The sequence below is a fragment of the Ruegeria discodermiae genome (assembly GCF_030758345.1).
GTDB lineage: Bacteria > Pseudomonadota > Alphaproteobacteria > Rhodobacterales > Rhodobacteraceae > Ruegeria_C.
Window position 1 is genome coordinate 664,142 of sequence record NZ_JAVAMO010000001.1, and the last position, 12,124, is coordinate 676,265.

Genomic DNA, 12,124 nt, shown 5'->3' on the forward strand with positions numbered 1-12,124 from the left:
TCAGGAACTCGTGATTACGGAGTAAACGGTGATCGCCGAATACATGGAGACAAGACTTATAGTGCAAATCCTTGTCGTGCCACCCTGCGCATTCACGAGATCGTAGTCGCTGATCTCACCCTGCGGCGGCGGCGGTGGGACATGCAGGTATTTTGTCTGCTCGGTATCCTGTACCACTCGGATCTCGATATCGCTGTCAATCGGGCCGAAGTATTCTTCCAGCGCTTTGTGCGGATCGCGTTGCAGCTGCGTCCGAAACGCGGGGTCGTTCTGTGCCCGGTCCTGTATTTGCGCCATGCGTTGGCTGCTTTCATTCTTTGGTTGCATGCTCTCTCTCCTCAGGTTGAGTTTGGAGGGGCCTGTGTCGGTCTCCCTCAACGTGACCAAATGCGCAGTTCCTTGGGGTGATCTTCCAAGGAATTCGGGCGCGTTCAGTCGATGAGACTCGTCTGTGCGATGCTCTGGGCTGAGACACTTACCAGAGATAATGCCGAGATGACCGAAGCGCCGATGCAAACCGGGGTGGTCCCGCCCTGCACGCGCATCAGGTCATGTTCATTGACCTCGCCTTGCGGCGGCGGCGACGCGATATGCAGGTATTTCGTTTCATCGGAGTCCTGCACGACCCTGATCTCGATTTCCCTGTCGATTGGGCCAACATACTCCGCCAGAACCGCATGCGGCTCGTCTTGAAGCTGTCTAAGGAATGCGGGTTCAGCCTGCGCGCGACGCTGAAGCTCCACGAAGCTCGATATCTTAAAATGCGGGTTTTCCATGTTCTCTATCCTTTCGCAGCACCGAGTGGTGCTCGCTGCTTATGGATTTTCGATCGTGGTGTAGACCGTGACACCCACCGCCGACACAATGGTGGTGACGATGTAGCTGACGCAGACCGGCGTTGTGCCGCCCTGGGCCTGCAACAGATCCCGCTCATCGATCTCACCTTCGGTTGGTGGGGTCGGGATATGCAGGTATTTCTTGTCCGAACTGTCCTGTACCACGCGGATCTCGTAATCGCCGGGAATGCCCTCGAAATAGGTCGCGAGGGCCGCATGGGGATCGTTTTGAAGCTCCCGCGCAAACACCGGATCACGCCAGGCGCGCGCAGAGATGTCCTGCAAGCGCGCTTTGTAGGTCTTTTCGTCCAACATCTGTTGCCCCCTTGATTTCGCTGCGCGGGATGCCGCGCTATTCGACTTACCTCAAAACGTGGGAGGCAAGCCTTTGGGTCGTCTGTTCAAAGGCTTAACTTTTCTTAACGCTGCCCAAGATGGCATCTGGCGCGGCTCGGCCCGCGCGGATTGCCGAAAGAACCTGCCGCTTGCCCTTTACGCCGTCCGCCAAATCCTCAAACATGTTTGCGATACCATCAGGGAGTTTCCACCATGTTCCTCAGATCCTCCGCCATCGGGCTGGTCCTGCTGGCTGCAACTGCCGCGCAGGCCGCAGATTTCAAATGGGCCTCAACCACCGATCCGCAGACATTGGACCCGCATGCGGTCAACTCCGCCCCGGTGCTGGGCTTTCTCAACAATGTCTATGAAGGGCTCGTCAGGCGGAATCAGGATATGGCGGTCGAACCGGCGCTTGCGGTGTCATGGGAACCAATCGGGGATGGCGAAGGCTGGCGCTTCAATCTGCGCGAGGGGGTCACGTTTCATGATGGAAGCGACTTCACCGCCGAGGATGTGCTGTTTTCCTACGAGCGTGCTTCGAACGAGGTGGCCGACACCAATAGCTGGTTTGCCCCGGTCAAAGAGGTCAAGATCGTTGACGACTACACGATCGACATCCTGACCCATGGCCCGAACCCGATCTTTCCCGGCTCGATCGCTAACTGGATGATCATGGATAGCGGCTGGGCCGAGGCCAACGCGGCCGCCCTGCCCGACAAGGACAATGGCAACTACGCAACCCTGAACGCCAATGGCACCGGCGCCTTCAGGGTGACCGCGCGCGAACCCGGTCTGCGCACGGTGTTGGAGCCGTTCGAGGGCTGGTGGGACGATGCGACGCATAACATCACACAGGCCGAGTTCACGCCGATCCAGAACCCGGCCACTGCGGTAGCGGCCCTGCTGTCGGGCGATGTGGACATGATCAATCCGGTGCCCATCCAGGATGCCGCGCGGCTGAAGGAAAGCGATGAGGTCGAGATCATTCAGGGCATTGAGGCGCGGGTGATCATGCTGGGTTTCCCGCATGAAGCCGAGGCGCTGAAATACGGGGGCGACGCGGGCCAGCCCAACCCCTTCAAAGACGTACGCGTGCGGCAGGCCGTGGCCCATGCCATCAACGTGCCTGCCATCCTCGCCACCATCATGCGCGGCAACGCCGAAGAAGCCTCGCAACTGGTCAGCCCGGCGATGAGCGGCTATTCCGCCGCCCATGCCGACCGCCGTGCCTTTGACGTGGACAAAGCCAAGGCGCTGCTGGATGAGGCGGGCTATGCGAACGGGTTCTCCTTCGGGCTAAAATGCCCCAATGACCGCTATCTGAATGACGAGGCCGTGTGTCAGGCGGTGGTCAGCATGCTGGCTCAGATCGGCATCACGGCCGAGCTGGACGCGATGCCGGTGCGCAACTACTGGCCGGAACTGCGCGAAGACAATTACGACATGTACCTGCTGGGCTGGAGCCCGGGCACTTTCGATGCCGAGCATCCCATCCGGTTTCTGGTGACCACGCCCAACCCTGACAAGAAACTGGGCAGCTGGAATTTCGGCGGCTTCTCGAATGCGCGGGTCGATGAGTTGCTGCCGCTGATTCAGGCGGAACTGGATGCAGGCAAACGACAGGCTATGCTGGATGAGGTGACGCAGATCATTCAGGACGAGCAGACCTATGTGCCACTTTACGTCCAGCCCTTGGTCTGGGGCACACGCAACAATGTCGCGCTGACCCAGCGACCTGACAACTTCTTCATCCTGCGCTGGGTGAACGTGAACTGACCCGACGCCAACCAAAAAGCCGGGATCTAGCTCTGGTGGGTCCCGGCAAACTGCACTATCACCAAAGGATGGCAAGGACGGCACAGATCGTCCGACGGCAATCCGGGCGTCGCAAGAAACCGGACTAAAAGGGAGACAGAATGCTAGCCTATATCATCCGGCGGGTGTTTCAGTCCGTGATCGTGCTGCTCGTCGTGGGGCTGGTCGCGTTTTCGATGTTCCGCTTTGTTGGCGACCCGATCGACAACATGCTGGGGCAGGAGCGCACCCAGGCCGACATCGACCGGCTGCGCACGGAACTGGGCCTCGATAAGCCGTTCCCGGTGCAGTATTTCAAGTTCCTGCAAGGCGCGGTCGAGGGCAATTTCGGTGTCTCCTACCGTCAGGGCCGCCCGGTTTCGACCATCATTGCCGAACGCGCGCCCGCCACGCTGGAACTGGCCGCCGTTTCGGGGTTTCTGGCGATCACCTTGGGCATCGCTCTGGGTGTCTTTACCGCGATCCGACGACAAGGCTTTGCCGCAAATGCCATCATGACGGTTAGTCTGATCGGGGTCTCCTTGCCCACCTTCCTGATCGGGATATTGCTGATCTATATCTTCTCGGTCGAGCTGGATTTGTTACCGAGTTTCGGCCGTGGTGAGACGGTGAAAATCGGCAATTGGTCCACTGGGTTCCTGACCGCATCAGGCCTCAAGGCGCTGATATTACCGGCGATCACGCTGGGCCTCTATCAGATGACACTGATCATGCGGCTGGTGCGCTCAGAAATGCTGGAAGTGCTGCGCGCCGACTATGTGCGTTTTGCCCGCGCCCGTGGTCTGACCGACCGGGTGATCAATTTCCGCCATGCGCTCAAGAACACGCTGGTGCCGGTGATCACGGTGACGGGGCTGCAGCTGGGCTCGATCATCGCCTTCGCCATCATCACCGAGACGGTGTTTCAGTGGCCCGGCGTGGGCCTGCTCTTCATCAACGCGATCCAGTTTGTCGATATCCCGGTCATGGCCGCCTATCTGATGCTGATTTCGGTGATGTTTGTGTCGATCAACTTGATTGTTGACCTGCTCTATTACGCCATCGACCCGCGCCTGCGCATCGACGGGAGGACCGCATGAGCGATTTGACCCAAAAACCCGCCCCTGCCCCGTCCCGGCCCTCGCGCCTGGCGCAGATGTGGGACAGCGATTTTGCCTATGCGTTCCGCCATTCGCCGGTCGCCATCGTGGCGCTGCTGGTGGTGCTGGTGCTGTTTCTGGCCGCGCTCTTTGCGCCCTGGATCGCACCGCATAACCCGTTTGATCCGGCCACGCTGAACCTGATGAACGGTTTCACCCCGCCGGGACAGCCCAACGCGTTCACGCAGGACACCTTCCTGCTGGGCACGGATGATCAGGGGCGCGATGTGTTCTCGACCATCCTTTACGGCATGCGCATCTCGCTTTTCGTCGGCATCTCGGCGGTGCTGCTGGCGATGATCATCGGCGTGATCCTTGGCCTTGTCGCAGCCTATGTCGGCGGCTGGGTTGAGACGCTGATCATGCGGGTCGCGGATGTACAGCTGACCTTTCCGGCCATTCTGGTGGCCATGCTGATCTTTGGCATCGCCAAGGGCTTCACCCCGCCGGAATACCGCAACCAGATGGCAATCTGGGTGCTGATCGTGGCCATCGCGCTCTCTGACTGGGTGCAGTTTGCCCGCGTGGTGCGTGGTGCCGCGCTGGTCGAGAAGAACAAGGAATACGTGCAGGCCGCGCGGCTGATCGGGCGCGGATCTTTCCCGATCATGTTCCGCCATATCCTGCCCAACGTGCTGTCACCGGTGCTGGTGATCTCGACCATCTCGCTGGCGCTAGCGATCATCGCCGAAGCGACGCTCAGCTTCCTCGGGGTTGGCGCGCCGCCCACACAGCCCTCGCTGGGCACGTTGATCCGCATTGGCCAGGGCTTCCTGTTCTCCGGCGAATGGTGGATTCTGTTCTTCCCCGCCGTCACTCTTCTGGCCCTTGCCCTTTCCGTAAACCTGCTGGGCGACTGGCTGCGCGACGCCCTGAATCCGAAGCTGCGATGACCTTACTTGATATCAAAGACCTGACCGTCGAATTCCCCACCCGGCGCAAGATATTCCGGGCGGTGAACCATGCCTCGCTTGTTGTAGAGCCCGGCCAGATCCACGGGCTGGTGGGCGAATCCGGGGCTGGCAAATCCACCATCGGCGCGGCGGTGCTGGGGCTGCTGGAACGGCCCGGCCATATCACCGCTGGCGTGATCAGCTTCAAGGGCGACCAGATCAGCGGTTTGGATGACGAGGCCATGCGCAAGCTGCGCGGGCGCAGCATCTCGATGATCTTTCAGGACCCGCTGACCTCGCTGAACCCGCTTTTTACGGTCAAGGAACAACTGGTCGAGACTATTCAGGCCCATCACGATGTCTCGGAGGGTGAGGCCACCAAACGCGCCCGCGACCTGATCGACCGCGTTGGCATCCCCGATCCCGATACGCGGCTGAACCAGTATCCGCATCAGTTCTCGGGCGGTATGCGGCAGCGTGTGGTGATCGCGCTGGCGCTGTGTTCAGACCCCGATGTGATCATTGCCGATGAGCCGACAACGGCGCTGGATGTGGCGGTGCAGGCGCAGATTCTCGACCTGATCAAGGAGCTCGCGCGCGAGCGTCAGGTTGGCGTTATCCTTGTAACGCACGATATGGGCGTGATTGCCGAGACCACCGATCTGGTCACCGTGATGTATGATGGCGAGCCGGTGGAAAGCGGGCCCACACATGAGATCATGGGCAACCCGCAGCACCCCTATACCAAGTCGCTCATCGCTGCTGTGCCGCGCCCGACGCTCAAGCTGCATCGCTTTCCGCAGATCAGCTATGGCGGTCGCGAGACCCGCTTTGCCATCGAGGATCTGGCGCGCAACTGGCCCAAGACCGACAATGACATGTCGAAGCCGCTCTTCCAGATCGAAGGCATCACCAAGCGCTTCTTGCTGCGCAAGGGCCTGTTGCCCTGGGATCGGGAGTTTTTCACCGCCGTGGATTCTGTGAGTTTCGACATCAGACCGGGCGAAGTCTTTGGTGTGGTCGGCGAATCCGGCTCCGGCAAGTCCACCGTCGCACGGATGATTTCCGGGCTTTATGATGTGGATGAAGGCCGCATCACCTTTGACGGTCAGGTGGTTAGCGACCTGAGCGATAAGGCGGCGCTGAACGCCTATCGCCAGGAAATCCAGATGATCTTTCAGGACCCCTATTCATCGCTGAACCCGCGCATGCGGGTGGATGATATCGTGGCCGAACCGATCCGCCATCACCGCCTGCTGGAAGGCAATGCCATCGACAAGCGGGTGCGCGAATTGCTGGATCAGGTCGGACTGGGTGCTGAAGCGGCAGTGAAATACCCGCATGAGTTCTCGGGCGGGCAACGACAGCGCATTTCGATCGCACGGGCCCTAGCCACCCAACCCCGGTTCCTGATCTGTGACGAACCCACCAGCGCGCTGGACGTGTCGATCCAGGCGCAGATTCTCAACATCCTCAAGGACCTGCAGGAACATCTGGGCCTGACCATGCTGTTCATTAGCCACGATTTGCCGGTGGTGCGGCAGATGTGCGACCGCGTGGCGGTGATGAAGGGTGGTAAGATCGCTGAGATTCAACAAACCGATGATCTGTTTGCCAATCCGCAAACCGAGTATGCGCGCGAATTGCTGGAGCTGATGCCCAAGCTTGACGATCTGTCGACCGAAAACCTCGTGGCCGAGAGTTAAGCCGTCACTGCAACCCTTGTGGCGCAAGGTCTCCGATAGACGCTTCATCCCGCTCGGTTGCCTTCCGCCGTTGCGTCTTTGCTGTCGCGGGCAGCGGCGTGTCGAACTCATAATCCGGGTCCGCCTTCTGTCGCTCCCAGGTATCGAGCATCTCGCGCCATGCCCCGCGCAGGCTGCGGGGTTCGGGCATGTCCTCGCGTATTTCGGACGCGAGCGCGGGAAGGTTGTAGCAGGGAATGCCTGCATACATGTGATGTTCGGTATGCCAGTTCATGTGCCAATACAGAAACTCGACCGGTTTGGGCAGGCGGATTGAGCGCGTGCTTTTGCGAAAGTCCGTGGTGTTCTCCATCAGTCCGCAATGCTGCGGCAGCGCGACGAAATAGCTGAGCCAGTTGGCGATATAGCTGGGCACGGTCAGGATCAGCGGCAGCACCCATTGCCCCGTTGCAATTGCAAGCACAAGCACAGCGCCGTGAAAGGCCAGTTGCACGCGCGACCACCAGATTGACCGGCGATGCTGTTCGGGTTGGTCCTGATGCAGCGCCTGCAGCCATTCGTTGAAGGGAATCTTGGTGGACCCCACCTGCCCCATTGCATCCAGCAGCGTGACCCGAACCGTCGAGATGAACCCGCCCTTGCCAAAGGTGCGCCCCGGCGGGGTCAACAGGTTGATCGTGAAAAGCTGCAACAGAAAGGTCCGCCCTACATTAGGATGCAGCGGCAGCAGGTTCTCTCGATCGCCTTCGGGATGCAGCGTATAGCGGTGGTGATAGGTGTGGCTGGCGGCATAGTCGAACGGGTTCCACCAGCTGATCAGGCTGAAGAGATACAGGAACAGCTTGTTGAGCCAGCGCGTCTCGAACACGGTGCCATGGCCAAGCTCATGGGTTGCAGTGCCGCGAAAGAAACTGGCGACGGTGCCGTGACAGAACAGCGCCACCACAAAAAGCAGCCACAGGCCCTGCGCCCAGGTCACATAGGTTGCCAGACCGGTCAGGCAGAACAGGGCCAAATGACCGCCCGCCTGTTTCCAGCCCTGCCGGTCGCTGCGCCTGGACAATTCGCGAAACCGCTCGGGCGGCATGCGCGAGCGGTACCACTGGACCTTCAGCGTCTCACGGACCTGCGACAGGGGTTGATATTGCATGTCTCACCATCACGATCGATGCGACATGAGAATGGCGCGCAAACCGGGACCGTGCAAGCTTTGAGACATTCACGAAAAAGCCCCGGACGGGTCCGGGGCCTTGAGAGAATGCCGGTCGCGGCTTAGCGCACTACGTAGACCGACACTGTTGAATGACGCACCACGCGCGCGGCATTGGGACCCAGCAGATAATCCTTCAGGTCAGGGCGATGCGCGCCGATCACGATCAGGTCGCTGCCCGCGCTTTCGGCGGTTCTCAGTATCTCCTGATAGGCCGAACCAGTTGCCACCACATGGCGGACCTTGGCGTTACGCTCCTCGCCCAGCACCGACGTGCCCAGAGCCTCCAGCGCCTGCTGCGCCTGTTGGATCGCATGCTCGTGATGCTGCGGTTCGAAGAATTGCGAGACAAAGGATTCGCCGAAATCCGGCAACACGGTGACAACATCCAACTGCGCATCATCCAGATCCGCCAGACGCGCAGCCTGACGCAGCACTTCGGCGTCGCTTTCGGGCTTGCCGGCATCGACGGCACAAAGAACGGAACGGGTCATGCGGTCACCTCTGTTTGTCTTGCGGCACGGCCGCGCTGCAGGAAGGCGATCAGGCCCAGAAGCAGCAGCGCGGGGATGAAGACCAGCTCTTTGGGAGACTGGCTCTGCGGGGCAAGAACGGTTGCCAGACGCACCGGTTCGTCAGCATAAAAGTCGAACGTGCCCATTTCGTCCGAGATCGGCGTCCCAAAGAGCGGCTCGTCCAGTTTCACAACCCCGTCCTCGGGCAGCAGCATCAGGCCAAGCGCGTCGACACGGGCTTGACCATCCGGCTCTTCTCCGATGGTCAGTTGCAGCGTGGTCTCTTTCATCTCGCCGGTATCGAAATCCGGGCCTTCCACGGTGACCCGCATCTCACTGCCCGCAGGTGCCGCGCCAACCGCCTCGACCAGAGCTGCCGGTTCGATCTGGGCATAGGGGGGCGAAATACGGTCCATGAAGAAGTCTGGCCTAAACAGCGCAAATGCGATCAGGATCAGCGCGACGCTTTCATAGATGCGGCTCTTGGTCAGGAAGTAACCCATGGTGCCCGCCGTGAAGATCAGGATCGCGATGGTGGCCGAGATTGCCACGATGATCCCCTGCATCCATGTCACGTCGATCAGCAAGAGATCGGTATTGAAGATGAACACAAACGGCAGCGCCACGGTCCGCAGGCTGTAGAAGAACGCGGTGAACCCGGTCTTGATCGCATCCCCGCCCGAAACGGCGGCGGCAGCAAAGCTCGCCAGCCCGACGGGTGGCGTCACATCGGCCATGATCCCGAAATAGAACACGAACAGATGCACCGCGATCAGCGGCACGATCAGCCCGTCCTGCGCGCCCAGTTCGACGACCACACCAGCCATCAGAGAGCTGACCACGATATAGTTCGCAGTGGTCGGCAGGCCCATGCCAAGGATCAGGCTGAGCAGGCCCACCAGCGCCAGCATGGCGATCAGGTTGCCACCCGACAGGAACTCGACCAGATCGGCCATCACCTGCCCCACACCGGTCAGCGTCACGGTGCCCACGATCACGCCTGCGGTGGCGGTGGCCAAAGCGATGCCGATCATGTTGCGGGCGCCGTCGATCAGCCCCTGCCACAGGTCGACCACGCCGTCCATGAAAGCGTTGGCGGTTCTGTTTTCACCGCGGAAGATCGACTTGAGCGGCTTCTGGGTCAGCAGGATCGCAAAGAGCAGCGTTGTGGCCCAGAAGGCAGACAGGCCCGGCGATTTCTGTTCGATCATCAAGAAGTAGACCAGCACGATGATCGGCAGCAGGTAATAGAGCCCCGCCTTGTAGATCTCTGCGATCACCGGCAGTTCGACCTCTTTGGCATTGGGGTCATCGGGCACGAGGTCCTTGACCCCGGCGGCCAGTTTCAGCAGCACCAGATAGACGACCACAACAAGCGCGGACAGTACTAGGCCGGATGCTCCGGGCATGAGGGCGATGACCGCTTTGATCGGGTATTGCACCCCGTAACACAGCGCCGCAAAGCCGACGAAGAAGATCGCCATGCCACCAATGGTCCGACCCATCGAGACGACGCGGTTGCCCAAGGTCGGCATGTTCCGCTTCACCGCTTCCAGATGCACGATATAGACCAGCGCGATATAAGAGATTGCGGCGGGCAGGAAGGCGTGGGTGATCACCTCGACATAAGAGATGCCGACATATTCCACCATCAGGAAGGCGGCGGCGCCCATCACCGGCGGCATGATCTGACCGTTAACGGACGAGGCGACTTCGACCGCACCGGCCTTTTCTGACGAAAAGCCGACCCGCTTCATCAGCGGGATGGTGAAAGTGCCCGTGGTGACCACATTGGCGATGGACGAGCCTGAGATCAGGCCGGTCGCGGCTGAGCCCACAACAGCAGCCTTGGCCGGGCCGCCGCGCAGGTGCCCGAGCGCGCCGAAGGCCATCTTGATGAAGTAGTTGCCCGCACCCGCCTTATCCAGCAGCGCGCCGAACAGAACGAAGAGGAAGACGAACTTGGTGGAGACACCAAGGGCAATGCCGAACACGCCCTCTGACGTGATCCACATATGGCTCATCGCCTTTTGCAGGCTGGCGCCCTTCCAGCGGATCACTTCGGGGACCCATTCGGACGAGCCAAAGAAGACGTAGGCCAGGAAAATCGTTGCGATGATCGCCATGGCCGGGCCAAGCGCGCGACGCGCGGCCTCAAACAGCAGCAGCAGGCCAACAAGCGCGAACCACTTGTCGGTATCATCCGCCAAACCGCCCGCGTCGACGATCTTGTTGTAAAAGAAATAGCCATAGAGCGCGAGGAACGACCCGGCGAGCCCCATGATCCAGTCCTGAATCGGGATGTAATTGCGCGGGCTGGATTTCAGCGCGGGATAGGCGGAAAACGCCAGGAACATGGCAAAGGCCAGATGAATCTGGCGCGAGTTATTCACCACGCTGCCGGGCAGAATGTAGTTGGACAGGGGCGAGGCCAGAATGACCTGAAACACCGACCAGATCACCGCCACGATGGCGAGGAACAGCCCGACATTGCCGGCCGGATCACGCGCACCCGCATCCGAGGAGGCGACCAGTTCCTGTAGTTCTTCTTCGCTGAGCGGGCGATTGCCCTGTGTGTCAGAGGCCATGCGTCATCTCCCTGTCCGGTCCGTCTTTGTGACGGTTCTGGTTCTGGGCCCGTAAGGGCAAACGGGGCGCAATTGATGCGCCCCGCTGTTCAGCCGATCTTATTCGATCCAGCCTTTTTCCTTGTAATACTTCGCAGCACCGGGATGCAGCGGAGCGGACAGACCGTCCTTGGCCATTTCCTCGGGCTTGAGGTTGGCAAAGGCCGGGTGCAGCTTCTTGAAGTCGTCGAAGTTTTCAAAGACCGAGCTGACCACTGCATAAACCGCGTCTTCCGACACATCTGCCGAGGTCACAAAGGTTGCGCCCACACCAAAGGTCTGTGTGTCACCATCGCTGCCGCGATACATACCACCGGGAATGGTGGCGGTACGGTAGAACGAATTGTCATCAACCAGCTTGCCGACCGTATCGCCGGTCACGTTGACCAGCACCGAGTCACACGCCGTAGTCGCTTCTTGGATCGAACCCGAGGGGTGACCCACGGTATAGACCATGGCGTCAATCTGGTTGTCGCAGAGCGCCGCCGACTGTTCAGCCGCCTTTAGTTCGGTCGCCAGTTCGAAATCATCGGTGCTCCAGCCCATGGCTTCCAGCAGCACTTCCATGGTGCCGCGCTGGCCGGAACCGGGGTTACCGATATTGACGCGCTTGCCCTTCAGGTCCTCGAAATTGGCCACGCCGGAATCGGCGCGCGCCACAACGGTGAAGGGCTCTGGGTGGACCGAGAACACCGCGCGCAGGTTTTCAAACGGACCTTGCTCCTCGAATTTGGAGGTGCCGTTGAAGGCGTGATACTGCCAGTCGGATTGGGCGACGCCAAACTCAAGCTCGCCTTCGCGGATGGTATTGATGTTGTAGACAGACCCGCCGGTCGATTCGACCGAACAGCGGATCCCGTGTTCTTTGCGGCCCTTGTTAACCAGGCGGCAGATCGCGCCACCGGTTGGATAGTAAACCCCTGTCACACCACCGGTACCGATGGTGATGAACTCTTCGGCCATCGCTGCAGGTGCCATGAAGGCGGCGGTTGCCAGCGATGCAAGGCCCAGCTTTCCGAAATGTTTCATTTATATCTCCCACTG

The 12,124-nt window shown here is 60.2% G+C and carries 11 protein-coding genes; 4 read left to right on the top strand and 7 right to left on the bottom strand.

Annotation, left to right across the window (positions count from 1 at the left end):
* The 3 genes from Q5Y75_RS03330 to Q5Y75_RS03340 form a co-directional block, all read right to left on the bottom strand.
* Entirely contained in the window at positions 1 to 327 is a 327-nt protein-coding gene (locus Q5Y75_RS03330) for a hypothetical protein (protein ID WP_306194326.1), read from the bottom strand.
* 104 nt (positions 328 to 431) lie between these two features.
* Positions 432 to 776, bottom strand: coding sequence for a hypothetical protein (locus tag Q5Y75_RS03335; RefSeq protein WP_306194328.1), 345 nt, complete (start codon positions 774 to 776; stop codon positions 432 to 434).
* A 39-nt stretch (positions 777 to 815) separates the two neighbouring features.
* A complete protein-coding gene (locus tag Q5Y75_RS03340; protein WP_306194330.1) occupies positions 816 to 1,151 on the bottom strand; it encodes a hypothetical protein in 336 nt (111 codons plus the stop codon).
* Positions 1,152 to 1,385: 234 nt separating this feature from the next.
* Between Q5Y75_RS03340 and Q5Y75_RS03345 the strand changes: the two genes are divergently transcribed.
* From Q5Y75_RS03345 to Q5Y75_RS03360, 4 genes are all read left to right on the top strand, one after another.
* Positions 1,386 to 2,951 (top strand): ABC transporter substrate-binding protein, encoded by a 1,566-nt coding sequence (locus Q5Y75_RS03345; protein ID WP_306194331.1) that lies wholly within the window; start codon positions 1,386 to 1,388, stop codon positions 2,949 to 2,951.
* A gap of 140 nt (positions 2,952 to 3,091) precedes the next feature.
* Positions 3,092 to 4,069 (top strand): ABC transporter permease, encoded by a 978-nt coding sequence (locus Q5Y75_RS03350; RefSeq protein WP_306194333.1) that lies wholly within the window; start codon positions 3,092 to 3,094, stop codon positions 4,067 to 4,069.
* Positions 4,066 to 5,022: an ABC transporter permease gene (locus tag Q5Y75_RS03355; RefSeq protein ID WP_306194335.1), complete on the top strand. Its 957-nt coding sequence runs from the start codon at positions 4,066 to 4,068 to the stop codon at positions 5,020 to 5,022. The genes Q5Y75_RS03350 and Q5Y75_RS03355 overlap by 4 nt, the downstream gene beginning before the upstream one ends.
* Positions 5,019 to 6,728, top strand: coding sequence for a dipeptide ABC transporter ATP-binding protein (locus tag Q5Y75_RS03360; RefSeq protein WP_306194336.1), 1,710 nt, complete (start codon positions 5,019 to 5,021; stop codon positions 6,726 to 6,728). Before Q5Y75_RS03355 ends, Q5Y75_RS03360 begins: the two co-directional genes overlap by 4 nt.
* Positions 6,729 to 6,732: 4 nt before the next feature.
* On the opposite strand, the gene Q5Y75_RS03365 is transcribed toward Q5Y75_RS03360, so the two are convergent.
* The 4 genes from Q5Y75_RS03365 to Q5Y75_RS03380 all read right to left on the bottom strand — a co-directional run bounded on the left by Q5Y75_RS03365 (position 6,733) and on the right by Q5Y75_RS03380 (position 12,109).
* The gene (locus tag Q5Y75_RS03365; protein WP_306194338.1) at positions 6,733 to 7,878 is read right to left on the bottom strand and encodes a fatty acid desaturase; all 1,146 of its coding nucleotides are present in this window, start codon (positions 7,876 to 7,878) and stop codon (positions 6,733 to 6,735) included.
* Positions 7,879 to 8,000: 122 nt separating this feature from the next.
* Entirely contained in the window at positions 8,001 to 8,432 is a 432-nt protein-coding gene (locus tag Q5Y75_RS03370; RefSeq protein WP_306194342.1) for a universal stress protein, read from the bottom strand.
* Positions 8,429 to 11,041: a TRAP transporter permease gene (locus Q5Y75_RS03375; protein ID WP_306194344.1), complete on the bottom strand. Its 2,613-nt coding sequence runs from the start codon at positions 11,039 to 11,041 to the stop codon at positions 8,429 to 8,431. Before Q5Y75_RS03375 ends, Q5Y75_RS03370 begins: the two co-directional genes overlap by 4 nt.
* 99 nt (positions 11,042 to 11,140) lie before the next feature.
* On the bottom strand, positions 11,141 to 12,109 hold the full coding sequence (locus Q5Y75_RS03380; protein WP_306194346.1) for a TAXI family TRAP transporter solute-binding subunit: 969 nt from the start codon (positions 12,107 to 12,109) through the stop codon (positions 11,141 to 11,143).
* Positions 12,110 to 12,124 lie beyond the last annotated feature (15 nt).